Origin of the sequence: Streptomyces finlayi (genome assembly GCF_014216315.1) — a bacterium.
In the GTDB taxonomy this organism is placed as follows: domain Bacteria; phylum Actinomycetota; class Actinomycetes; order Streptomycetales; family Streptomycetaceae; genus Streptomyces; species Streptomyces finlayi_A.
In genome coordinates, this window is sequence record NZ_CP045702.1 from 2,398,609 (window position 1) to 2,422,146 (window position 23,538).

The 23,538-nt window shown below is 69.6% G+C and carries 24 protein-coding genes and 1 pseudogene; 11 read left to right on the forward strand and 14 right to left on the reverse strand.

Going from position 1 to position 23,538, the window contains the following annotated elements:
- Nucleotides 1–32: 32 nt before the first annotated feature.
- The 3 genes and pseudogenes from F0344_RS10810 to F0344_RS10820 all read left to right on the forward strand — a co-directional run.
- A complete protein-coding gene (locus F0344_RS10810; protein WP_185298575.1) occupies nt 33–2,426 on the forward strand; it encodes a ribonucleoside-diphosphate reductase subunit alpha in 2,394 nt (797 codons plus the stop codon).
- Nucleotides 2,426–3,442: a ribonucleotide-diphosphate reductase subunit beta gene (locus tag F0344_RS10815; protein ID WP_185298576.1), complete on the forward strand. Its 1,017-nt coding sequence runs from the start codon at nt 2,426–2,428 to the stop codon at nt 3,440–3,442. Before F0344_RS10810 ends, F0344_RS10815 begins: the two co-directional genes overlap by 1 nt.
- 76 nt (nt 3,443–3,518) lie before the next feature.
- A pseudogene (locus F0344_RS10820) lies at nt 3,519–3,932 on the forward strand (helix-turn-helix domain-containing protein); the annotation flags it as partial.
- A gap of 72 nt (nt 3,933–4,004) precedes the next feature.
- On the opposite strand, the gene F0344_RS10825 reads toward F0344_RS10820, so the two are convergent.
- From F0344_RS10825 to F0344_RS10865, 9 genes are all read right to left on the reverse strand, one after another.
- The gene (locus F0344_RS10825) at nt 4,005–4,742 is read right to left on the reverse strand and encodes a D-Ala-D-Ala carboxypeptidase family metallohydrolase (protein ID WP_185298577.1); all 738 of its coding nucleotides are present in this window, start codon (nt 4,740–4,742) and stop codon (nt 4,005–4,007) included.
- Between the two features lie 170 nt (nt 4,743–4,912).
- The gene (gene def / locus F0344_RS10830) at nt 4,913–5,551 is read right to left on the reverse strand and encodes a peptide deformylase (RefSeq protein ID WP_185298578.1); all 639 of its coding nucleotides are present in this window, start codon (nt 5,549–5,551) and stop codon (nt 4,913–4,915) included.
- A gap of 92 nt (nt 5,552–5,643) precedes the next feature.
- Nucleotides 5,644–6,636 carry a tetratricopeptide repeat protein gene (locus tag F0344_RS10835; RefSeq protein ID WP_185298579.1) on the reverse strand — a complete coding sequence of 331 codons (993 nt, stop codon included), beginning with the start codon at nt 6,634–6,636 and terminating at the stop codon, nt 5,644–5,646.
- 92 nt (nt 6,637–6,728) lie between these two features.
- The gene (locus F0344_RS10840) at nt 6,729–7,994 is read right to left on the reverse strand and encodes an HD-GYP domain-containing protein (RefSeq protein WP_185298580.1); all 1,266 of its coding nucleotides are present in this window, start codon (nt 7,992–7,994) and stop codon (nt 6,729–6,731) included.
- The gene (locus tag F0344_RS10845; protein ID WP_185298581.1) at nt 7,991–9,535 is read right to left on the reverse strand and encodes an HD-GYP domain-containing protein; all 1,545 of its coding nucleotides are present in this window, start codon (nt 9,533–9,535) and stop codon (nt 7,991–7,993) included. Before F0344_RS10845 ends, F0344_RS10840 begins: the two co-directional genes overlap by 4 nt.
- 176 nt (nt 9,536–9,711) lie before the next feature.
- The gene (gene rsrA, locus F0344_RS10850; RefSeq protein WP_185298582.1) at nt 9,712–10,032 is read right to left on the reverse strand and encodes a mycothiol system anti-sigma-R factor; all 321 of its coding nucleotides are present in this window, start codon (nt 10,030–10,032) and stop codon (nt 9,712–9,714) included.
- A complete protein-coding gene (locus F0344_RS10855) occupies nt 10,029–10,685 on the reverse strand; it encodes a sigma-70 family RNA polymerase sigma factor (protein ID WP_195826154.1) in 657 nt (218 codons plus the stop codon). Before F0344_RS10855 ends, rsrA begins: the two co-directional genes overlap by 4 nt.
- 273 nt (nt 10,686–10,958) lie before the next feature.
- Nucleotides 10,959–11,600 carry an alpha/beta hydrolase family protein gene (locus tag F0344_RS10860; RefSeq protein WP_185298583.1) on the reverse strand — a complete coding sequence of 214 codons (642 nt, stop codon included), beginning with the start codon at nt 11,598–11,600 and terminating at the stop codon, nt 10,959–10,961.
- Nucleotides 11,601–11,625: 25 nt separating this feature from the next.
- Complete coding sequence (locus tag F0344_RS10865; protein ID WP_185298584.1) at nt 11,626–12,441, reverse strand: SOS response-associated peptidase; 816 nt, start codon at nt 12,439–12,441, stop codon at nt 11,626–11,628.
- A 53-nt stretch (nt 12,442–12,494) separates the two neighbouring features.
- On the opposite strand from F0344_RS10865, the gene F0344_RS10870 reads away from it, so the two are divergent.
- The 5 genes from F0344_RS10870 to hisN all read left to right on the forward strand — a co-directional run bounded on the left by F0344_RS10870 (nt 12,495) and on the right by hisN (nt 16,995).
- Entirely contained in the window at nt 12,495–13,208 is a 714-nt protein-coding gene (locus tag F0344_RS10870) for a M50 family metallopeptidase (RefSeq protein ID WP_185298585.1), read from the forward strand.
- A gap of 103 nt (nt 13,209–13,311) precedes the next feature.
- Nucleotides 13,312–14,646, forward strand: coding sequence for a 3-phosphoshikimate 1-carboxyvinyltransferase (gene aroA / locus F0344_RS10875; RefSeq protein WP_185298586.1), 1,335 nt, complete (start codon nt 13,312–13,314; stop codon nt 14,644–14,646).
- 4 nt (nt 14,647–14,650) lie between these two features.
- A complete protein-coding gene (rsgA, locus tag F0344_RS10880; RefSeq protein WP_185298587.1) occupies nt 14,651–15,667 on the forward strand; it encodes a ribosome small subunit-dependent GTPase A in 1,017 nt (338 codons plus the stop codon).
- A 103-nt stretch (nt 15,668–15,770) separates the two neighbouring features.
- The gene (locus tag F0344_RS10885; RefSeq protein WP_185298588.1) at nt 15,771–16,094 is read left to right on the forward strand and encodes a DMT family transporter; all 324 of its coding nucleotides are present in this window, start codon (nt 15,771–15,773) and stop codon (nt 16,092–16,094) included.
- Between the two features lie 100 nt (nt 16,095–16,194).
- Nucleotides 16,195–16,995 (forward strand): histidinol-phosphatase, encoded by an 801-nt coding sequence (gene hisN / locus F0344_RS10890; RefSeq protein ID WP_185298589.1) that lies wholly within the window; start codon nt 16,195–16,197, stop codon nt 16,993–16,995.
- A 37-nt stretch (nt 16,996–17,032) separates the two neighbouring features.
- Here the strand turns inward: hisN and F0344_RS10895 are convergent, their stop codons facing one another.
- From F0344_RS10895 to F0344_RS10915, 5 genes are read right to left on the reverse strand one after another with little or no spacing between them, the layout of a single operon-like run.
- The gene (locus F0344_RS10895; protein ID WP_185298590.1) at nt 17,033–18,268 is read right to left on the reverse strand and encodes a tyrosine-type recombinase/integrase; all 1,236 of its coding nucleotides are present in this window, start codon (nt 18,266–18,268) and stop codon (nt 17,033–17,035) included.
- Nucleotides 18,268–18,465, reverse strand: a complete 198-nt coding sequence (locus F0344_RS10900; protein WP_185298591.1) for a helix-turn-helix transcriptional regulator — start codon at nt 18,463–18,465, stop codon at nt 18,268–18,270. Before F0344_RS10900 ends, F0344_RS10895 begins: the two co-directional genes overlap by 1 nt.
- A complete protein-coding gene (repSA, locus tag F0344_RS10905; RefSeq protein ID WP_374940080.1) occupies nt 18,462–19,901 on the reverse strand; it encodes a replication initiator protein RepSA in 1,440 nt (479 codons plus the stop codon). The genes F0344_RS10900 and repSA overlap by 4 nt, the downstream gene beginning before the upstream one ends.
- Nucleotides 19,898–20,125, reverse strand: a complete 228-nt coding sequence (locus tag F0344_RS10910; RefSeq protein ID WP_185298592.1) for a hypothetical protein — start codon at nt 20,123–20,125, stop codon at nt 19,898–19,900. Before F0344_RS10910 ends, repSA begins: the two co-directional genes overlap by 4 nt.
- On the reverse strand, nt 20,122–20,454 hold the full coding sequence (locus F0344_RS10915) for a hypothetical protein (protein ID WP_258049845.1): 333 nt from the start codon (nt 20,452–20,454) through the stop codon (nt 20,122–20,124). Before F0344_RS10915 ends, F0344_RS10910 begins: the two co-directional genes overlap by 4 nt.
- A gap of 224 nt (nt 20,455–20,678) precedes the next feature.
- Between F0344_RS10915 and F0344_RS10920 the strand changes: the two genes are divergently transcribed.
- The 3 genes from F0344_RS10920 to F0344_RS10930 all read left to right on the forward strand — a co-directional run bounded on the left by F0344_RS10920 (nt 20,679) and on the right by F0344_RS10930 (nt 23,385).
- The gene (locus tag F0344_RS10920; RefSeq protein ID WP_185302621.1) at nt 20,679–21,437 is read left to right on the forward strand and encodes a GntR family transcriptional regulator; all 759 of its coding nucleotides are present in this window, start codon (nt 20,679–20,681) and stop codon (nt 21,435–21,437) included.
- Nucleotides 21,437–21,985: an AAA family ATPase gene (locus F0344_RS10925; protein WP_185298593.1), complete on the forward strand. Its 549-nt coding sequence runs from the start codon at nt 21,437–21,439 to the stop codon at nt 21,983–21,985. Before F0344_RS10920 ends, F0344_RS10925 begins: the two co-directional genes overlap by 1 nt.
- Before the next feature lie 902 nt (nt 21,986–22,887).
- Nucleotides 22,888–23,385: a hypothetical protein gene (locus tag F0344_RS10930; protein WP_185298594.1), complete on the forward strand. Its 498-nt coding sequence runs from the start codon at nt 22,888–22,890 to the stop codon at nt 23,383–23,385.
- Nucleotides 23,386–23,538 lie beyond the last annotated feature (153 nt).

Genomic DNA, 23,538 nt, shown 5'->3' on the forward strand with positions numbered 1-23,538 from the left:
CCTGGCCGGAGCCGAGCGAGGGAGAGCACCGCGTGACCATCGCGCCAGCCGATCCGGTTTCAGCAGCAGAGTCCGCCGGAAACACCGGAACCGCCGAGTCCACGGACGCCCCCGGGACCGTACTCCTGCGGACCCTCACCGAACTGACGGCGGATCTGCCCGACACCGACCCCGGACGCGTCGCCGCCGCCGCACTGCGCGGCCGCAACGCCCGGTCGGACGAGGCCGAGCTGTGCTCGCTGGCCACCGAGGCCGCCGCCGGCCTGATCTCCGAGGACCCCGCCTACTCCCGGCTCGCCGCACGCCTCCTCACCCGCACCATCGCGGACGAGGCGGCAGGCCAGGGCGCGCTCTCCTTCTCGGCCTCGGTCGCCGTCGGGCACCGCGAGGGACTGATCGCGGACCGCACCGCACAGTTCGTCCGGGTCCACGCCTCCCGGCTCGACGCCCTGGTCGGCGCCTCGCTCGTGGGCGGCGCCGACGACCGGTTCGGCTACTTCGGGCTGCGGACCCTCTACAGCCGCTATCTGCTGCGCCACCCGCTGACCCGAGAGGTGATCGAGACCCCGCAGCACTTCATGCTGCGCGTCGCGTCCGGCCTCGCCGAGGACGACTCACCGGAGGCGCTGGACGAGGTCGCCGCGCTGTACGGCCTGATGAGCCGGCTCGACTACCTCCCCTCCTCCCCCACGCTCTTCAACTCCGGCACCCGGCACCCGCAGATGTCCTCCTGCTATCTGCTGGACTCGCCGCTGGACGAGCTCGACTCGATCTACGACCGCTACCACCAGGTGGCCAGGCTCTCCAAGCACGCGGGCGGCATCGGCCTCTCGTACTCCCGTATCCGCGCCCGCGGTTCGCTGATCCGCGGCACCAACGGGCACTCCAACGGCATCGTGCCGTTCCTCAAGACGCTGGACGCCTCGGTCGCCGCCGTCAACCAGGGAGGCCGCCGCAAGGGCGCGGCCGCCGTCTACCTGGAGACCTGGCACGCGGACATCGAGGAGTTCCTGGAGCTGCGCGACAACACGGGCGAGGACCAGCGGCGTACGCACAACCTCAACCTGGCGCACTGGATTCCGGACGAGTTCATGCGCCGGGTCGACGCGGACGGCCCGTGGTCGCTGTTCTCGCCCGCCGACGTGCCCGAGCTGGTCGACCTGTGGGGCGACGACTTCGACGCGGCGTACCGCGCCGCCGAGGCGGCGGGGCTGGCCCGCAAGACGATGCCGGCCCGGGACCTCTACGGCCGCATGATGCGTACGCTCGCGCAGACCGGTCAGGGCTGGATGACGTTCAAGGACGCCTCCAACCGCACGGCCAACCAGACCGCCGAGCCGGGCCGCGTGGTCCACTCGTCGAACCTGTGCACCGAGATCCTCGAAGTCACGGACGACGGCGAGACGGCCGTCTGCAACCTCGGTTCGGTCAACCTCGGCGCGTTCGTGGCCGACGGCGACATCGACTGGGAGCGCCTGGACGCCACGGTCCGCACCGCCGTGACCTTCCTCGACCGGGTCGTCGACATCAACTTCTACCCGACCGAGGAGGCCGGCCGGTCCAACGCCCGCTGGCGCCCGGTGGGCCTGGGCGCGATGGGGCTCCAGGACGTCTTCTTCCAGCTGCGGCTGCCGTTCGACTCCCCCGAGGCGCGGGCGCTGTCCACGAAGATCTCCGAGCGGATCATGCTCGCCGCGTACGAGGCGTCCTGCGACCTCGCCGAGCGCTCCGGGCCCCTTCCCGCCTGGTCGCAGACACGCACCGCCCGCGGTGTCCTGCACCCCGACCACTACGCCACCGCGCTGCACTGGCCGGAGCGCTGGAACGCACTGCGCGCCCGGATCGCGACGACCGGGATGCGTAACTCCCTGCTGCTGGCCATCGCGCCGACGGCGACGATCGCCTCGATCGCCGGGGTGTACGAGTGCATCGAGCCGCAGGTCTCCAACCTCTTCAAGCGCGAGACGCTCAGCGGTGAGTTCCTCCAGGTCAACGCCTACCTCGTCGCCGAGCTGAAGAAGCTCGGCGTGTGGGACGCGCGGACCCGTGAGGCGCTGCGCGAGGCCAGCGGTTCCGTGCAGGGCTTCGCGTGGATCCCCGAGGACGTGCGGGCGCTGTACCGCACGGCGTGGGAGATCCCGCAGCGCGGACTGATCGACATGGCGGCGGCCCGTACGCCGTTCCTCGACCAGAGTCAGTCGCTGAACCTGTTCCTGGAGACGCCGACGATCGGCAAGCTCTCCTCGATGTACGCGTACGCCTGGAAGCAGGGGCTGAAGACGACGTACTACCTGCGCTCGCGCCCGGCCACCCGGATCGCCCGCGCGGCGTCCGCCGCCCCCGTCCCCGCCCAGACGGCCGCGCCCGACGCGGACGCGATCGCCTGCTCCCTGGAAAACCCCGAGTCCTGCGAGGCCTGTCAGTGATGAGTTCCGACGCGACCAAGAACCTGCTCGACCCGGGTTTCGAACTGACCCTGCGGCCCATGCGGTACCCGGACTTCTACGAGCGCTACCGCGACGCGATCAAGAACACCTGGACGGTGGAGGAGGTCGACCTCCACTCGGACGTGGCGGACCTCGCGAAGCTGTCGCCCGGCGAGCAGCACATGATCGGCCGGCTCGTCGCCTTCTTCGCGACGGGTGACTCGATCGTCTCCAACAACCTCGTGCTGACGCTGTACAAGCACATCAACTCGCCCGAGGCGCGGCTGTACCTGTCCCGGCAGCTCTTCGAGGAGGCCGTGCACGTCCAGTTCTATCTGACGCTGCTCGACACCTATCTGCCCGACCCGGACGACCGCGCGGCGGCGTTCGACGCGGTCGAGGAGATTCCCTCGATCCGGGAGAAGGCGCGGTTCTGCTTCAAGTGGATCAACGAGGTCGAGAAGCTGGACCGGCTGGAGACACAGGCCGACCGGCGTCGCTTCCTGCTGAACCTGATCTGCTTCGCGGCCTGCATCGAGGGGCTGTTCTTCTACGGGGCCTTCGCGTACGTGTACTGGTTCCGCTCCCGCGGTCTGCTGCACGGCCTCGCCACGGGAACCAACTGGGTCTTCCGTGACGAGACGATGCACATGAACTTCGCGTTCGAGGTCGTGGACACCGTCCGCAAGGAGGAGCCGGAGCTCTTCGACGACGCCCTCCAGCAGCAGGTCACCGACATGCTGAAGGAGGCCGTCGAGGCGGAGCTGCAGTTCGGCCGGGACCTGTGTGGTGAGGGCCTGCCCGGGATGAACACCGAGTCGATGCGCCAGTACCTGGAGTGCGTCGCCGACCAGCGCCTCACCCGCCTGGGCTTCGCCCCGCTGTACGGCTCGGAGAACCCGTTCTCGTTCATGGAGCTCCAGGGCGTCCAGGAGCTGACGAACTTCTTCGAGCGCCGGCCGTCCGCGTACCAGGTGGCCGTGGAGGGCTCGGTCGGGTTCGACGACGACTTCTAATGCCGTGAACCCTGGCCCACGATCCGTTGGAGGGGCGCCGGGCGGCCGTGACCGGCCGTGTGGCGCCGGGCCGTCGTTGGTCGTGCCGCCGCACCGCGACGGCGGGCAGGCGCAGTACATCGAGCGCCCGCTGCCCCGGGCCGCGTGCGACACCGTCGGTGACACGCTCGCCTGGATGGAGCGCCACATCGGCCAGGAGATGACCGTCGAACAGCTCGCCGGTCTGGCCCACATGTCACCGCGCACCTTCGCGCGCCGCTTCCAGCAGGAGACGGGGACCACTCCGTACCGCTGGCTGCTGCGCCAACGGGTGCTGCTGGCGCAGCACTTGCTGGAAGGCTCCGACGAGACCATGGAGGCCATCGCGGACCGGACCGGCTTCGGCACCGCGGCGGCGCTCCGCCACCAGTTCGTACGCTCGCTGGACATCACTCCGCACGCCTACCGCCGGACCTTCCGCGGCCCGTCGGCGACGACCGGGGTGGCCTGAGCCCAGGACGCGCGCCGCCCCGCCCGGACTTCCCGGACGGGGCGGCGGTGCTGGACAGGTGGTGTACGCGGCTCAGATGCCGCAGCTCGACGCCGACCAGAAGCGGTTGGGCCCCTGGTTGACGTGGACGTGGTCACCGTGGCCGGCGTATCCCGGGCCGAGGATCCCGTTGAAGCCGTGGTAGCGGGCCTGCTTGGCGATGGTGCACAGCGAGTGCGGTCCCGAGCCCAGGTCGACGGCGTCACCGTACAGATGGCGGCTGTTCGAGGCGCCGCCGACCGCCGAGTTGCAGGAGTAGGACCGGAAGCCGCTGGTCACGCGGATGGACGCGTCACCGAGCGCGTGGCGGAGCGCCTCCAGCTTCCACATCGAGCTCAGGGCGTTGGCCTTGGCCGTGCCTGCGGCGACCGCACCGCCCGCCCAGGTGCTGTTGCAGTTGTTGAGCTCGGGGTACGTGAAGTGGACCGGGGTGCAGTCGTCGTCCTGGAGCGCGTACAGCTTGGACTGGGTGGCCGGGCCGGCGACTCCGTCCGCGGTGAGCCCGTAGGCGGCCTGGAAGCGCTTGACCGCCGCGGTGGTGGACGGCCCGTACGAGCCGTCGATGGCGAGCACGGCGTTGTATCCGGGGTATCCGGCCACCCGGATCTGGAGCTGGGTGACATCGTTGCCGGTGGCGCCGGGCGAGAGCGTCCTGGTCCAGGTGTAACAGCCGTCGGCCTGTGCGGGACCGGCGGTCAGTACGACTCCGCCGATCGCGAAAGCCATGGCCATGACAAGGCCGAGCAAGGCATGTGCGGTGCGTCTGAGCATGGGGTACTCCCTACCACGGTGAGGTGTTGGGGCTGAGACTGTCGGACGAGTCGACGCGCGTCAACCAGGCAGGGAAGAACAGCGGTTGACCGCAACCGGAACGGGAACGGGAACGGGGTCCCGCCGCCGGCTGTACCGGCGACCGGACCCCGTCCACGGAGCGCGAGCGGTCAGTCGTTGGGAACGACCTCGTAGCGGGGCGTGCCCTCGTCCATCTGCCGCAGCGCGTCCTTGCGGTCCCGCTTCGAGAGCCGGTCGATGTACAGGTAGCCGTACAGGTGGTCCGTCTCGTGCTGGAGGCAGCGCGCGAAGTAGCCGTTGCCCCGCACCCTCACCGGGTTGCCCTTGGCGTCCTGGCCGCGCACCACCGCGTAGTCGGGGCGGGCCAGCCCGGCGTACGCCGTCGGCACGGAGAGGCAGCCCTCGTTGGCGTCGTCGAGGACGCGCTCCGCCGGCGGCAGCTCCTCCAGCACCGGATTGCAGATCGCACCGACGTGCCGCACACCGTCGTCGTCCATACAGTCGTAGACGAAGACCTTGAGGTCCACGCCGATCTGGTTGGCGGCCAGACCCACACCCTCCGCCGTCCGCTGGCTGGCGAACATGTCGTCGATCAGCCGGGCCAGCTCGCCGTCGAACGCGGTGACGTCCGCGCACTCCTTGTGGAGTACCGGGTTGCCCACGACCGTGATCGGCCGCGAGGTACCGCGCTCGCGGTACGCCGCCTCACGCGCCTCGCAGTCCTCGGTGTCGACGAGGAATCCCTCGTCGTCGACGCTGATCTGCTCGTCCGTCTCCTGCTGCGCCATGTCCGCCGTACGCCTTCCTGCAAACCTGATACCCGTGAACTTCGGGACAACCGGCACCGGGTTTCGGTGCCCGTACAGCCTACGGGCACCGCTCAGCAGACTTCTTCGAGATCCCGCCACTCACGGCTGTCCGGACTGTCCGCGACCCAGCCGTCCAGCAGCCCGCGCACCAGCCCCGGGGGCGCCGCGAGGCCGCATTCACGCTCCGGCACCCAGAGGCCACCAGCCGTGCGGTGGCCCAGCGGACCCGGGTGGCCCGGTTCACTGTGGTCGTGCGGGTCGAGATGCTCGCCGTCGCCCTCGTCGCTCTCCATCCTGCTCTCCGAGCAGGTACGGCAGAGCAGCCGTACGGATGACGACCAGTCCTCGGCGGCGAACCCTGCGTCGGACGCCAGCTGCTCCAGCGCGTCCCGGTCCGCCTCGGTCGCGGCTTCGAGGAGCACCACCCAGGTGGGCACCGGAGAGGGCGCCCACAGCTCGATCTCGTCGAAGACGGGATACGAGGGCCCGGCGGCAGTGACCCGCTCACCGTTGGGCACCCCGTCGTGGAGGACGACCTCGCCCCAGCGCCGCCCGGACGAGGGCAGCGGGATCGACAGCACTTCCATCCGTGCCGGGTCCAGCCTGCGCCCCCAGACGACCTCGGACTCGCCCTCGGGCGACAGCCGTACCGCCGCGCTGCCCAGCTCCATGCCGAGCGGCTCGCTGGTGGCCGCCGCGCCGTACTGCCCGTTGCCCGGGACCTTCAGCCCGTACGCCTGCCAGGCCCGGCGTGCCAGCGGCCAGTCCTGGAGCGCGGTGGCCGCGATCCCGACGTTCCACCAGTCCGGCGCCCCGGACTCCCGGTCCAGGAGCGCGACGGCCCGCAGACCGGCGGCTCTCGCCTGCTCCCAGTCGTGCCTGAACTTGTGCAGCAGCGCCAGATTGAACCAGGACTCGGAGAGCCAGGGTTCCAGGTCCACCGCGCGTGTCAGCAGCGCCCCCGCGTCCTCGTACCGGCCGTCGCCGATCAGCGTGAACGCGCGGTCCGTGGCCTGCCGCCAAGAGGCGGAGGGCCGATGCCGTACCTTCCCGAAGATCCTCACGATTCCCGCCTGTCCCGACTGGACACCCTCGTTTTCCGCTCTACTTTCGCATCCAACCATGCCCGGCCGGACGCCCGCTCATTACCCATGGGTTACTCAGGCCGGACCTGGGTCGGACCGCCTCGTGCCAGGACCCCGGCAAGCGCTTCCACGACCTGGGGCTGGTAGTCGTGACCCGTGGCCAGTCTGAGCTGTTCCAGGGCGCCGAGCGGCCCGATGGCACTTTCCCCGCACAGGTCGTCGTATGCGTTGACCGCCCGGACGATCCTGGCGGCCATGGGCTGCTCCCGGTATGGATCGGCCTGCTGCTCCACCACCACGGCGACCGCGGTGTCCACCCCGGTCTGACGGACCACCGCCCCGCCCAGGAGCGCGATCCGGCGCTGATCGGCGGCGGGCAGGGTGGCGGTGGCCCCCTCGGCCACCGGGTCCACGAGCGAGAGCTGACCGATGTCGTGCATCAGCGCCGCGTACTCCAGGACGGTCAGCTCCCGCCCGGACAGGCCCAGCTCGCGGCCCACGGCCGTGGAGAGCTCGGCGACGCGGCGGGCGTGCCCGTGCGGGGTGTAGCCGGCGATCTCCGTGGACCGGGCCAGGGAGGCGATGGTCTGCCGGTAGGTCGTGCGGACCGCCGCGTACCTCCGGTACGACACCTGGGCCAGCAGCAGGGGTAGGCACAGGACGGGCAGCGCCCAGAGCCCCGCGACGGCGACTCCGATGGCCATGACCGAGCCGGTCGCGCAGACCGCCGAGCCGATGCCGACGAGGGTCCGCAGCTCGTCCCTCAGGAGCGGACCGTAGGGATAGCGGGTGCGGGAGTGCAGCAGAAGGGCGGCGAGCACGGCGTCGCACAGCGCGGTCAGGGCCAGCAGCAGGAGCAGGAAGAGGACGAAGTACGGACCCTCGCCGAACCAGCGGCCCGACTGACCGGAGTTGTACAGCGGCTGGAAGCACACGGCTGCGAAGCCGACGGTCAGGACACGGCGGGCAGCCAGATCGGGGGCGGGTCCACTGCCGCGTGCCACGTGGGGCACAGCGGCGAGGAGCTGCGCGGCGACGACGACGGCGACCACCTGGAGCGCCCCGTGCGTGGTGGGTTCCCCGCCGCTGCGTCCCAGGAGGGCGTACGCGAGGGCCCCGGCGGCCCCGAGAGGCGCGGGCTCCCGCTCACCGGGCAGGGCGCCCCAGCGCGCCAGCTCGCCGGTCACGACGAGGGCGGCGAAGGTGAGGGCGTGCCAGGGCTCGGCGATCCCGTACCAGAGCGTGTGGGCGAAGGCCGCGACGGTGAGCACGAGGGCGGCCCCCCGGACGGCCACCACGGCAGAACGCGCACCGTCCCGCCCGTGACCCCGGCTCACCCGGCCCGCTCCCCGGACCGGGGCCCCCGGCCGCCGCCGCCTCCCCCACCGCCACCACCCGCGCCTTCACCACCCCGCACCTCACCACCAGCCCCCTCCACACCCCCGCCCCGCTCCTCACCACCAACCCCGGCAGAACCGAGCCCGTCCGGCGATCGAGGACAACGCGGCCCCTGGACGCCACCAGCCCTCCCGTCCCCGCCCTCCACCCGAGCACCCGGCACCGGCACCACCGCCTCGTCCGCCGTCACCGCCGTGGCCGCCCCCGACCACCCGTGCCGCGCGAGCCCCCGGGCCAGCGCCCCCACCATCCGTGGATCGAACTGGCTGCCCGCGCACCGTTCCAGCTCCGCGACCGCCGCCGGCACGGGCCGCCCCCGCCGGTAGGACCGGGTGGACGTCATCGCGTCGAAGGCGTCGGCGACGGCGACGACCCGCGCGAACTCGGGAATCTGCAGCCCGCTGAGCCCGTACGGATAGCCGCTGCCGTCGAGCCGCTCGTGGTGGTGCAGGATCGCCGCCCGCGCCTCGTCCAGGAAGCCGATGCCCCGGACGATCTCGTGTCCGTACTCCGGATGCAGTTCGATGACCCGCCGCTCCTCCGGCGTGAGGGGCCCGTCCTTGCGCAGGACCCGGGTGGGAACGCCCAGCTTGCCCACGTCGTGCAGGATCCCGGCGAACCGGAGCGCTTCCAGCCGGCTCTCCTCCATGCCCAGCTCGCGGGCGATCAGCACAGACGCCTTGCCCACCCGCTCGCTGTGCCCGCGCGTGTACTTGTCCTTGATGTCGACGGCCTGCACCAGCGCCCTGATCGTCGCCCGGTGCGCGGCGTGCTCACGGTGGTACTGGGCGAAGACCCAGCAGGAGATGTACATCGGCAGCAGCACGAAGAGCGCCGACAAGGGACCGTACGAGCTGCGCCACAGGACGGCCGTCATCAGCCCGGCGAGCGCGTGCACGAGGTGCGGGCCAACCGAGTGCGGCAGCAGTCCACGCCAGGCGTGCCGGGCGGGCTGCCGCTCGGCCGTGACGAGGATGCAGCCGTCCAGCGCGGTCAGTACGAGGCTGAAGACGAGGGCCGCGGCGCAGGCGGGCAGCAGGGCGTACGGGAAGTCCGGGACGCCCAGGGCTCCGCTCCCGCCGAGCGCCCCGGGCCCGCCGAGCACGGCGTGCGCGGACGCGGCGGCCCACACGGTCACCGACAGCTGTGCGGCCCGCCAGATCCGGCGGGCCGCGAACGGCGGCTGCTCCACCCGGCCGGCGAGCGCACCGGGAACCGCCACCAGCGCGGCGGCGGCCGGCGGCAGCAGGAACGCGGCGGCGAGCAGCAGCGGGAAGAACGAGCCCGCGCTGATCGGCACGGAGCTGCCGAAGAAGGGGCAGCGCCCGGGAAGTTCGCAGACCAGGTACAACCCGGTGAGGAGGGCGAGCGTGCCCCACGGCGTACCGGCGCCCGGTTCCCGTACCGGCCAGGCACACAGCGCGGCACACATCACCGCGCCCAGAATGCACACGCGCGCCGCTCCCGGTGTGCCCCTCACCCGTACCGCCCGTCCCCCGCGTGCTCAATGGAGGCGCCAGGCTAGCGAGTTGGGTGGGCGACGGAGCCCCGACGAGTCCGATTAGCACATTCGGGTGACGGCCGCGGAGACCGGGTGATACGCCCGAGGGCCCGCCGCGTAACGGCGTGCCCTCCGGATACGGCGGTGGTGCGCGGCTACTCCGCGGCGCGTGTCGGCATACCGGCGGTGTCCATCGACACGTCCTGCTCCGGGACCACCTGGCCCGAGCGGATCAGGTCGATCCGGCCCATCACCTTCGAGCGCAGGTCCGTCGGGACGTCGTCCTGACCGCAGCAGCGCTTCACCAGCTTCTTCACGGCCTGCTCCAGGCCGTACTTCTCCAGGCACGGGTTGCACTCCTCGAAGTGCACCTCGAACTTCGTGCAGTCGCCCTCGGGCATCTCATGGTCAAGGAACTCGTAGAGATGGTCGAGAACCTCTGAGCAATCCGTCTCGTGCGGCTCTCCGCAGCTCATGAGGCCGAGCCTTTCCGATCGTCCGACTCACCGGCACCGGCGGGGACGAGCCCGCGCTCACGGGCGTAGTCCTCCAGCATGCCGCGCAGCTGCCGGCGTCCGCGGTGCAGCCGGGACATCACCGTACCGATGGGAGTCCCCATGATGTCCGCGATCTCCTTGTAGGCAAAGCCCTCTACGTCCGCGAGATAGACGGCGATGCGGAACTCCTCGGGGATCGCCTGGAGCGCGGCCTTCACGTCCGAGTCCGGCAGATGATCGAGGGCCTGGGACTCGGCGGAGCGCAGACCTGTCGACATGTGCGACTCGGCGCGCGCCAGCTGCCAGTCCTCGATCTCCTCGGCCGCACTGCGCTGGGGCTCGCGCTGCTTCTTGCGGTACGAGTTGATGAACGTGTTGGTAAGGATGCGGTACATCCACGCCTTGAGGTTCGTGCCCTCGCGGAACTGGTGGAAGGAGCCGTACGCCTTGGCGTACGTCTCCTGGACCAGGTCCTCGGCATCGGCCGGATTGCGCGTCATACGCAGCGCGGCCGAGTACATCTGGTCGAGAAACCCGAGAGCGTCCCGCTCGAAACGCGCGTTGCGCTCGGCGGTGGTCTCCTCCGCGCGGCCGTCGTCGGTCCCTGTGTCGGTCCCAGTGACCGGACCCACCTCCTCCAACGATGTGGCGGAGCCGAAACCGGACCCGCTCGAATCGGAGAATAGTCGACCTTGCTTCGAGGCGGGCTGTCGATCCGATCCGCTCAGTGCCCGCTCGGGAGTGGTCTTGGCCGCATGCAGCACCGTCCACTCCAGGTCAGCAGTGTTCGAGCGGCGCGGGCAGATGGTCGAACCCATGCGACGGACTCCCTCTCCACAAACGACGTTGTTGTACCGACGTCCCGGATAACAGCGGCCCCTCACGCATCATTCCCAGGAGGCGGGTCACACCAGAGAGGCCGTCCACCGGGTTACGGCGCCGGTGATGACCGACATCACCTGATCCTCGCTCAGCCCCGACCGCTTCGGTACGGCGAAGCCGTGGTCCCCGTACTCCACCTCGGCGAGCTCGTACTCCCCCGGCGGGAATTCGGCGGGCCGCCCGAACGGGTCGTTGCCGCCCTGCACGACGAGCACGGGTACGCCCGCGCCGAGAAGCTCGTCCGCCCGGGACTTCTCCGGCCTGCCCGGCGGGTGCAGCGGGAAACTGAGCGCGAGGACGGCACGGGCACCGAGCCCGGACGCCGTGCGGCAGGCGACCCGGGCACCGGCGCTGCGCCCGCCGGCGACGACCGGCAGCCCCGGGGCGGTCAGCGCGGGCCACAGCCCCCGCCATCCGGTGTCCAGCGTCTTCGGAGCGGGAGCGAGCTTCCTGCCCGCCACCCGCCACGGCTGCTCCACCAGGGCGACACCCACCCCCTCGCCCGGCAGTACGGCGGCCAGGGCCTTCAGGTCGCGGGCCTCGATGCCGCCGCCCGCGCCGTGGCCGAGGGCGAGCACGAGGCGGGCTCCGGTCGGGAGCGACCAGGTGATCCGGGCGGGCCCGGCGTCCGTGTCGACCGTTTGCACTTTCTCTGCACGAGTCACAGGGCCATCCAATCAATTCCGGGCCTCAGAACAGCGTCGCCACCTCCGGCGCCGCCAGCTCCTCCAGCAGCTCCGGCCCGTTGTTGCGGACGTTGCTCACCTCCGTGGTCACCGGATAGGCCCGCATCAGCCCGCCGGGGGGCGGGGTGAGCAGCCCCTTCAGCTCCTCGACGTCGGTGCGCGCGGGATCGAGCCAGGCGTCCCAGCGGTCCGGCGTCAGCATGAGGGGCATCCGGGGGTGGATGTCGGCGAGCGCTGAGGGCCCTTCGGCGGGGGCGACCGCGAGCGGGGTCGTCTCCGCCTCGGTCGTGATCACCGAACAGGTCACCCACCATGCCTGGGGGTGGTCGTCGGGAAGGGACCGGTCGCGCCAGAACTCGTAGAGCCCGGCCATCGCGAAGACCGATCCGTCGGCGGGCGTCACGAAGTACGGCTGCTTGCGGGGCCGCTTCTTCCTGCCCTTCTCCTCCAGTTGGCGTTCCTCCACGCCGGTGACCCACTCGTAGTAGCCGTCGGCGGGCAGGATGCAGCGCCGCGAGGCGAAGGGGCGGCGGAAGGACGGCTTCTCGTGCACCGTCTCGGCGCGGGCGTTGATCATGCGGGCGGCGCCCTCCCGCGACTTCGCCCAGGAGGGCACGAGCCCCCACCTCAATGTCCGGAGCTGGCGAACCGGACGCTGGTCATCCGCGTCTTTCACAGGACGTTCCAGTACGGCGTAGACCTCTTTGGTCGGCGCCACGTTCCAGTCGGGCTCCAGGGCCTCGGCCGGCTCCCACTTGTCCACCCCGAAGAGCCCGGTCAGATCCTCGGGCCGCCGACTCGCTGCATACCGTCCGCACATAAGTGCCAGACTGCCACGACCCCCCGTCACGAACGCAAGGAGCCGCCCGGCCTATGGACAGCACTGATCTGGGCCATCTGTGGGATCGCGTCTTCGGTACCCAGCCGCTGCCCGAGCAGTGGCTCGTGGTCGTGACCGCCACGGTCGCGCTCGCCGCCGTCGTACCGAACCTCATATGGCGGCTCTCGCGGAACGCGATCACCATCGCGCACGAGGGCGGCCACGGGCTGATCGCCCTCGTCACCGGGCGGCAGCTCTCCGGCATCCGGCTGCACTCGGACACCAGCGGGCTGACCGTGAGCCGGGGCAAGCCCACCGGCATCGGCATGATCCTCACGGCCGCCTCGGGCTACACGGCGCCGCCGCTCCTCGGACTCGGCGGGGCGTGGCTGCTGGTCAACGGCCGGATCACGCTGCTGCTGTGGCTGGCCACGGCGCTGCTCGCGGTCATGCTGGTGATGATCCGCAATGTGTACGGGGCGCTGACGGTGATCTTCACCGGAGCGACGTTCCTGCTGGTGTCCTGGCTGGCATCCGCCGCCTGGCAGTCATTCTTCGCGTACACCGCTGTCTGGTTCCTGCTGCTGGGCGGCGTCCGTCCCGCGTTCGAGCTGCAGTCCAAACGGCGGCACGGCGGTGCGCCGGATTCCGACGCGGACCAGCTGGCCCGGCTGACGGACGCGCCGGCCGCTCTCTGGCTGTTCCTCTTCCACGCGGTGTCCCTCTGTTCACTGATCGGCGGCGGCCGCTGGATGCTCGGCCTCTGACGGCCGACGGCGCCGTACAGCCCCTACCACCCTCACGTTTCACCCCGGTTTCCTCCTGTTTGATCAAGATCTGGGTTTGCGCGGAGCCATTAAAGTGAGGGCCATGACCGAAAGTGCCGTGCACCCCGCCCTCTGGCCCGCCCCTCACGCGAGCGGAGCCGTCGACGCGACCGTCACCGTGCCCGGATCGAAGTCGGTCACCAACCGGGCACTCGTCCTGGCCGCCCTCTCCTGCGAGCCCGGCTGGCTGCGGCGCCCGCTGCGCTCCCGCGACACGCTGCTGATGGCCCAGGCGCTGCGCACGATGGGCGTCGGCATCGAGGAGGGCATCGGCCCCGACGGCTCCGGCGAGGCATGGCGGGTCATCCCGGCCGGCCTGCACGGCCCGGCCACGGTCGACGTCGGCAACGCCGGGACGGTCATGCGCTTCCTCCCGCCCGTCGCCACCCTCGCCGACGGCCCCATCCGCTTCGACGGCGACGCCCGCTCCTACGAGCGCCCCCTGGACGGCGTGATCGACGCACTGCGCACCCTGGGTGCCAGGATCGACGACGACGCCCGGGGCGCACTGCCGCTGACCGTCCACGGCGCCGGTGCGCTGGACGGCGGCCCGGTGGAGATCGACGCCTCCTCGTCCTCCCAGTTCGTCTCGGCGCTCCTGCTGTCGGCCCCCCGCTTCAATCAGGGCGTCGAGGTACGGCACACGGGCTCGGTGCTCCCTTCCATGCCGCACATCCGGATGACCGTGGACATGCTGCGGTCCGTCGGCGCGCAGGTGGACGAGCCGGAGACCGGGGGCGAGCCCAATGTGTGGCGGGTCGCCCACTCCGCGCTGCTCGGGCGCGATCTGACCGTCGAGCCGGACCTCTCCAACGCCCAGCCGTTCCTCGCGGCCGCGCTGGTCACCGGCGGCCGGGTCACCGTCCCGGACTGGCCGCTGCGCACCACCCAGCCGGGTGACGCGCTGCGCGAGATCTTCACCGAGATGGGCGGCAGCTGCGAGCTGACCGAGCGCGGACTCACCTTCACGGGAACGGGCCGCATCCACGGCATCGACGTGGACCTCGGCGAGGTCGGCGAACTGACGCCCGGCATCGCGGCCGTCGCCGCTCTCGCCGACTCCCCGTCCACCCTGCGGGGGGTGGCCCATCTGCGGCTGCACGAGACGGACCGGCTGGCTGCGCTCACCAAGGAGATCAACGAGCTCGGCGGCGATGTCACCGAGACCGCCGACGGCCTGCACATCCGGCCGCGCCCGCTGCACGGCGGCACCTTCCACACGTACGAGGACCACCGGATGGCGACGGCCGGTTCGGTCATCGGCCTCGCCGTACCGGGTGTGGAGATCGAGAACGTGGGCACGACCGCGAAGACGCTGCCGGACTTCCCCCAGATGTGGACCGCGATGCTCGCCTCCACCGGAACGGCCGGGGCCTGAGGACATGCGGCGCTACGGCAAGAACCCCGACGAGGACGACATCCGCGTCCGCCCGAACCCCAAGGGCAACCGGCCGCGTACGCACACCCGGCCGAAGCACGAGGAAGCCCAGGAGGGCATGGTCCTCACCGTCGACCGGGGCAGGCTCACCTGTCTCGTGGACGGTCGCACGGTGGTGGCGATGAAGGCACGCGAGCTGGGCCGCAAGGCCGCCGTGGTGGGCGACAACGTCTCCATCGTCGGTGACCTCTCCGGCGAGAAGGACACCCTGGCCCGCATCGTCCGCATCGGCGCCCGCCGCTCGGTCCTGCGGCGCACGGCCGACGACGACGATCCGTACGAGCGTGTGGTCGTCGCCAACGCGGACCAGCTGGCGATCGTCACCGCCCTCGCCGACCCGGAACCGCGTCCGCGCATGATCGACCGCTGTCTCGTCGCGGCGTACGACGGCGGACTCACTCCGCTCCTCGTCCTCACGAAGTCGGACCTGGCCTCGCCGGACGCGCTGCTGGCCGCGTACACGCCGCTGGGCGTCCCGTACATCGTCACCAGCCGCGAGGAGCTGGAGAACGGTGGTGCGGCCGAGATCGTGCGCGAGCAGCTGAACGACAAGATCACCGCCTTCGTCGGGCACTCCGGAGTCGGTAAGACGACCCTGGTCAACGCCCTCGTACCGAAGGACATGCGGCGTACGACCGGTGTCGTCAACGCGGTCACGGGCCGCGGCCGGCACACCACCACGTCGGCAATGGCGCTCCCCCTTCCGGACGGGCGCGGCTGGGTGGTCGACACCCCGGGTGTGCGTTCCTTCGGACTGCACCACGTCGATCCGTCCCGGGTCATCCTGGCCTTCCCCGACCTGGAGCCCGGAACCGAGAAGTGCCCGCGCGGCTGCAACCACGACGAGTCGCAGGCGGAATGCGCGCTCGACGCCTGGGTGGCGGAGGGCCATGCCGACCCGGCACGGCTCGACTCACTGCGGCGGCTGCTCGCCACCCGGGAGCGGCGCGAGGGCGACTGACGGATTCGTGCGACTCGCGCACGTTTGCCGACTCCCAAGACTGGTAAGTGCATAATCGCACCCAGCGAGACCAAGCGGTCACTACGTGGGAGGGGAACCGGCGATGGCATGGCTGCTGGTCGTGGTCGCGGGGATCCTGGAGACCGGCTTCGCGGTGTGCCTGAAGCTCTCGCACGGATTCACCCGGCTCTGGCCGACGATCGCTTTCTGCGTGTTCGCGCTCGGCAGCTTCGGACTGCTGACGCTCGCGCTGAAGAAGCTGGACGTGGGCCCGGCGTACGCCGTGTGGACCGGAATCGGCGCTGCCGGTACCGCGATCTACGGGATGGTCTTCCTCGACGACGTGGTGTCCACGCTCAAGCTGGTCTCGATCTCCCTGGTGATCATCGGCGTCATCGGTCTCCAGCTCTCCGGCTCCTCGCACTGACCGGCCCACGGGACGACGGCGTTCGAGCGAAGGCCTGCACGCCGGTCCGGGTCACCAGGGCCCTGTAGCCCTGGTCGGTGGCTGTGGATACTGTGACGACATGCCCGATTACCACGATGATCTGCGTCTCGCCCATGTCCTGGCCGACGCCGCCGACGCGGCGACGATGGCCCGGTTCAAGGCCCTCGACCTGAAGGTCGAGACCAAGCCGGACATGACGCCGGTGAGCGAGGCCGACAAACACGCCGAGGAGCTGATCCGGGGCCATCTGCACCGGGCCCGCCCGCGCGACGCGATCCTCGGCGAGGAGTACGGGATCGAGGGCACGGGCCCCCGGCGCTGGGTCATCGACCCGATCGACGGCACCAAGAACTACGTACGCGGCGTGCCCGTGTGGGCGACGCTGATCTCCCTGATGGAGGCCGGGGAGAACGGCTTCCAGCCCGTCGTCGGCGTGGTGTCGGCGCCGGCGCTGAGCCGCCGCTGGTGGGCGGCGAAGGGCGCCGGCGCGTTCTCCGGCCGCAGCCTGACCTCCGCCACCCGTCTCCACGTGTCGAAGGTGGAGCGTGTCGCGGACTCCTCGTTCGCGTACTCCTCGTTGAGCGGCTGGGAGGAACAGGGGCGGCTCGACGGCTTCATGGACCTCACCCGGGCCTGCTGGCGGACACGGGGATACGGGGACTTCTGGCCGTACATGATGGTCGCCGAGGGTTCGGTGGACATCTGCGCGGAGCCCGAGCTCTCGCTGTGGGACATGGCCGCGAACGCGATCATCGTCCAGGAGGCAGGCGGGCAGTTCACCAGCCTGGACGGCGTCTCGGGCCCCGGCGGCGGTAACGCGGCGGCCTCCAACGGGCTGCTCCACCACGAGCTGCTGGGCTATCTCAACCAGCGCTACTGACGGGACTTCCCACCTGACCTGCACTTTCCTCCCTTCCTCAGTCGGTCTGGGCCGTCGTGGGGCCGTGACCGGGCTTCGGGCCGTCCCCGAATGCCTGGTTCACCGCCTCACGCGTGCGCTTCTCGCTGCCAGGCATGAGGTGGGTGTACGTCCGCAGGGTGAACCCCGGGTCGTGGTGCCCGAGGTACTCGGACAGCGCCTTGATACTTTCCCCCGCGTCCAGCAAGACGGACGCGTAGAAGTGCCGTAGGGCGTGCATCCCGTTCTCTCGACCGCGCGGTACGTCGGAAGCGTCCAGGGCGGGCTGCCATGCCTTGGTGTTGAAGGTGGTGCGGATCACGGCGCGACCTTCAGCGTTGCGGAAGTACAGGTTGGCTGTGGTTGGCGGGCCGTCGACTGACCGCCACGGCAACGTCACGGGCTTGGGCGCGAACTCCGCGAGGTGCGCCTCAAGAGCACGAGCGACAACTTCGGGCAACGGGACCGTGCGCGTCTTGCCTCCCTTGGGGAGCGCGAACACCTGCCGTCCGTTGATGAGCTTGACCTGCCGAACGATGTGAACCACGCCTTCGAGTACGTCCACGTCATCCACGGAGAGGCCGAGCACTTCGCCCTGTCTCATGCCGCACCCGCCGGCCAAGTCCACTACGGCCCGATACCTGGCGGGCAGCTCTGAGCGCACCGCCAATACGCGCTGCCGGGACCACGGCGTGATCCGGCGCGGTTCGGGCTTGGGAGTCTTGACCGAGGACGAGCGGCACGGGTTCTCAGGGATCAGGCGGTCGTCCACGGCCGCCCCCAGCATCGCGTTGAGGTTGGCGAAGATGACCCGCTGGTAAGACAGGGCAACCCCCGCGTCTTCGAGCTTCCTCAGCCACTCCCGGATGTGGATGGGCCGAAGCGAATCGAGCGACCGGCTCCCCAGGTAGGGCAGCACATGCAGGCGGATGCGCTGCTTCGTGCCCACGAACGTACCCGGGTCCTGAGTCAGAGACCCCAACCAACGGTCGGCATGCTGCTGAACCGTAAGACGACCAGCACGCGGGTCGATGTACTGACCTCGGGACATGTCGGCTTCGATGTTGGACAGCCAGGTCTCCGCCTTGCGCTTCTGCCTATCCGGGAAACTCTTGGACTTCTCGGTGCCGTCTGGGCCGACGTAGCGGGCGCGGTAGCGCAGGCCGATGCCGTGACGGTCGGTTTTGACGCGTACTGCCTTGCCGTGTGGTCCGGGCTCGGTCTTGTACCAGCGGTCTTGGATGTGTCCGGCCATCAGGCGGCTTCCTTGTCCATGAGGGAGGCGACCCAGGCGCGGACGTCTTCGGGGTCGTAGCGGAGGTGGCGGCCGACGCGGAAGCCGCGGGGACCGGTGTCCTTGCGGCGCCACTGGTAGACCGTCTCGACGGGGACGCCCAGGAGGTCTGCCAGGTCGAGCGGGGTCAGATAGCGGTCGGGCAGCGCTCGCCTCATGCCCACACCTCCACCGCGTCGAGGTGGTCTAGGTCTTCGAGTTCGGCGCGGGCTTCGCGGGCGGTGGTGCGGCTGGTCTGGATGTCGCGGGCGATGGTCGCGGCGAGCCAGGATTCGCCGGGGCTGTGGCCGTGCCCGGCATACGTCCAGTGGGCGAGGGTCAGTGTGGAGCCCTCCGGGGCATCGTCCGGGTCGGGCAGGCCGCGTTCGCGGCGTTCCTGGCGGGCCCGGTAGTCGGCGCGGACCTGGCGCAGTGCGAGGGTGGTGGAGTAGGCGCGGGACTTGGTGGAGAAGTGACCCCGGAAGCCGAGCATGTGGGCCCAGCGCCACAGCATCCGGTCCGGGAAGGCGTCGTCCAGGACGAAGCAGGCTTCAATGAGACGCCGGGCGTGGTCGGGCAGGCCGGGGAGCTTGTCCAGTTCCCCGAGTTCTCCGATGCGGCGGTCTACGGTGCCGGTGGTCTCGGCGGCTTTGGTGGCGTACTTCGCCACGTAAGCCGCCACTGCTTCCTCCGACAGGTCCTCATTCGCATTTCCGGCACCGATGGGCCGTACGTCCACCTGCGGGCCCCACGCCAGCGTTCGGGCCGGGTGGTCGCCGGAGGCCGGGAGGGGGACAGTGGCGCGGGCGGCTGCCGCCTGGATCGCGTCGGTGAGCAGGGCGACGCTGGCCCAGCCCGGGGGCGGGGTGTCGGGTCCTTCGGGGCCGTCGAGGCGGACGATGGCGTGGAAGTGCACCGCGCCGCGCTTCTGGAACTCCGCGACCTTCCCGAAGGAGACCCGGCACTCCTCGGAGGCGGCTTTCTGGGAAAGGCCGGCGCGGGCGGCGACCTCACGGCGGAGGTAGATGGTGAACCGTCGCCAGAGGTCCCCGGCGTGGTTGTTCCACAGCACCGCCCCCGCGTAGTCGTACGTGCCCGGGTTCAGCGCGGTGCCGAGGAGCGGGGAGTCTTCGGGGTGGTCGGTGCCGCAGCGGCAGACACCTTTGGTGGGCCGGTTGTGGACCGGACCGAAGGAGGGGGCGGTGAGGGTGGCGAAGACCTTGGGGTGCGTGCGCACCGTGACCAGGGTCCCCTTGGCCACGTCGCCGGTGAGTCCGGCGCGGATGAGGTGGAAGGTGTCTCCGGCATAGGTCCAGGCGCAGGAGGGGCACCGGGAGGCCCGCCGGTTCCCGCACGCGACACGGAGGCGTCCGCCGGGTTCGCCCTGGGTGCTGTAGGAGTAGAGCACCTGCCCCGTCTTGGCGTGGCGGGTGGTGGTCATGCCTTCCAGGTGGATCGGGTCCGAACAGCCACCGGTACGGCGTACCTGCTCCTGCCACCGGTCGAAGCCGGGGGCGTTGGCGACGCGTAAGAGGTCAGCCAGGGTCAGCGGGTCGGTGCCCACGATGGCGGCAGTACCGGCCACGGCCGAGGGGTCGACGGGGAAGGAGGTCACTGGTCGTCCTCCTTCGGGTAGCCGTGCCCGATGGGCGGGTAGAGGCCGCGCACCTTGGCGTCTTCCTCGGCGTAGTGCGCGTCATCGACCACGGTGAAGAACCGGGTGTAGGGGCGGACGTCGTGGGCGTCGAGGAACATGCCGATGCGCTCGGCCCGCACTTCGTCGGCCAGCTCGGCCGCGTCGGGGCGTTCACCGAACAGGGCGTCGTCGAAGATGCTCACGCGGCCACCGCCACGGAGTTGGAAACCTCGGCGGTCAGGCGCTCCATGTGGGCGAGGAGGCGGGCGCGGGGCCGGGGGGTGATGGTGGCGTGCACGATGGAGCGGGCGGTGTGCTCCTCCAGCCCGGAACCGTTGCAGACCCAGCAGAACACCGACAGGCAGTCGTCCTCACCGGCCCAGCCGGACCCGGCGCACTCCGAGCAGTCCGCCCAGGGGCGAGAAGTCAGGAAGTACAGGCACTCAGCCGGATCGGCGCACCGCGTCTCCTCGCACGCCGGGCAGGCCCGACCCAGCACCGAACGACGCACAACCACAGCAGAAGCAGGCATGATGGAATCTCCCTGATTGGGACAGGGGGCGGCGCGCTTGCTTGGCGGTAGGAGCGCCGCTCCCTGGCTGTTCCTGGCATGACCAGGACTTTTCGCGGTTCTATGCGCGCTGGATTCGACAGTCTGCGATCGACCGACTCACCGGCGAACACATCCCTAGGGCACCCTAGGGAGTCAAGGGGTACGCTAGGGATGTCGCCAACCGAGACGAAGGAGCTGACGAAATATCCGATCAGGCAGGCAATCGAGCGCCGTATGCGCGGATTGCCGCCCACTACACGGAGCTGATCGCGTCCGGCAAGCTGGAGCCGGGGTCGCTTCTTCCCAGCATCAAAAACCTGGCGCAGGAGTGGAAGGTCAGCACCGCGACCGCCGAAAAAGCCTTGCGCAAGCTTCGTACTGAGGGGCTCGTGAGAGGGATTCACGGGATCGGGACAGAAGTTCTGGACCACCCAGCCCCGATGTCCTCGGGAGCACAGCGGCAGGACCGAGGACGCCACAGCGGGTCGAGTTGGGGATCCGGCGAACGTTCCGACTCTCACCAGGCCACCATGGTGTCGGCTCCCGCAGATGTGGCGCGAGTATTGGACATTGAACCCGGCTCGGATGTGATCAGACGACGCCGCGTGTATCGCGACAGGCACGGGATCGTCGCGCACTCCACATCGTGGATCCCTGCCCGGTACGCGGAGCTGATCCCGGAGTTGGTGGAGAGCGAACGCCTGACCGGGGGAACGTCGCTACAGCTCATCGCTAAGGCCACCGGCCGACCGATCACCCACCGGATCGACACTGCGTCAGCACGTCAACTGACTCCCGGGGATGCGGAACTCTTGGAGCTGGACTCCACCAATCCGCCGGCGGAACCGGTGGTCGTAATGACTGCGAAATTCGTCGACAGCGAGAGCAACGTTGTGGAATACGGTGTTGACCTCGGAGGGCCTGGCCGTACGTGGCGCACGGAGTCGGAAGTCACCCAGTGATGACCGATGTCAGCGCGCCCCGACCGTTCTGCGTCCTCATGGCAGGACTGCCAGGCTCAGGCAAGACCACGCTCTCACGTGCACTTAAAGCCCGCGGCTTCGTCAGGCTTTGCCCGGATGAAGAGATGTTCCGGCGACATGGCGTCTACGGGGTGGACTTCCCCCGAGGGGTCTTTCCTGTCCTCGAACGCCCGATCCTAGAAGAGATCTCCAAGGAGCTGCGAGAGCAACTCAGTTCTGGGCGGGACGTGGTCGTGGACCACGGCTTCTGGACTCCCGAAGACCGTGATCGTTGGCATTCGATCGCTACCAACGCTGGCGCGATCACAGTACTGGTCTACCTCGAAGCGGACCACGAAGAACTCTGGTCCCGCGTGAACAAGCGGAATGCCCAGCATGAGGCCGACCCCAATTCGATCTACTTCGCCGAGAGCGACTTGCTCCGCTACCGAGCCCGCTTCATACCTCCGCAGCCGAACGAGCCGTACATTGTCTATAACGGCGACCTCGGGCCGATCCTCAAGGCACTGGAAGCAGAGCGCGAGTAGCCCATCGGTAGCACCTGGCGTTTGACCAACCCAGTTACAGGTTTCTCTACCTCATCAAGGCACCCGGCTGCGCTCCGCTCCGCCGGGCGCGCTTCCCGGCTCTGGCTGCGCCCGCGCTCCTGCCTCCGGCCCGCTCGGCGCTGCCGCCGCCGACGCGCGCCCGCAGCGGATAGGCCCGTAGGGCATGAGACGAGAACCAAGCCCGCGGCTTCAAGATGATGCCTCCGGCGGGGGCGCTACGGCACCGGGATGGCGATGGCGCCGTTCGCGAGTGCCGGCCGGAGCGGGGCGAGCGTCGTGGGGCTCCCATCCCGACCACCTTCGACCCAGGCAGAGCCGAGCAGTCGCGACCCAGGGCGTCAAGGTCGTTCGTACAGTGGCGCGCTCCACCTTGACGCCCTGAACCACGCCCGCTCCACGGTGTGTGGGTCGAAGGCGGACGGGATGGGAGCCGGGGTGAGTGGTGGGTTTGGGCTAGTGTCCTGCGCCTGAAGTTCCTAGGCAGTTCCGGCTGAGCTGTGAACGGTCACCGTGCCTGGCTGGCGTCCGGAACCCGGTCATCGAGGGCGCGTCGAAGACACCACCGGTCGCTGTTCTGGGCGGCAACCTGAGCCACCTGTCGGGCGACGGCAGCACGATCCGCATCACCGCACTCGCGCAAGCCATCCTCGCCCTCCACCTCAATGCCTCAAGCTGAGGTTGGCAAAGGCTCATTTTCGCCGTTCACCCTTCTGGCTCACCTACGGGTGCCCCGAATCCGATCTCTTCTTATCGTGAGGACAGAGCTGAGGAGGTCTGACGTGGATCGTCGGGGCAGGACGAAGGCAGCAAAAGAAAGGCGCTCAGCGCCATTCATTCCACCGACGTGGTCCAAGCCAACCCCATTGGGATATGGCTCAGCAATGAATTCTGCAACCTACGTTGCCGCGCCGCTGCTCGCCGGCTTCAGCGTAGCCTCTATCGGCTTGATCCTCACATCTCAAGAGAGCTTCCGTTGGCCAGGTGTAACGCTCCTCCTTCTGACCCTATCCGCGATCCTTCTGGTCACCAGCGTTCAGTTCGGGATCACCTATCAGAAGTACTACTACTCGCTGGCCGACGTGCAATCTTGGTGGACGGATGAGGAGATCGAGTCCAACGAGAAAGTGATTGCCAGAGAGCAGGCAGACGACTTCGCCGAGTGGCGGAAGGCGGCATGGGGTGCAATGGCTTGCTACAACATGGGTATCACCTTGCTCGCGGCATCCTTGGCAACCTCCCTCGCACCCCTCCCAGGCGATGACTCCGCACTCGAAAGCCTCAAATGGACCTGCGTGGCAATCTTGGGGCAGGCATCCCTGATTGCGGTAATTTTTGGGGTGAGTACGGCCTACAAAATCCATAGGGTCATCAGGGAGTGAAATCGCAGCGAGTCGCACGTCAAGAAGCGCTAAACCGAAAGGTTCACCATGGGCCCCTGCGTATGCTGCCGCATGATGAGGTACCACCTTGAAAGGTGTCCACTCGAAGAAATGACTATGGGGCAAGCGCGACGCGTAAATCCGCCTCCAAAG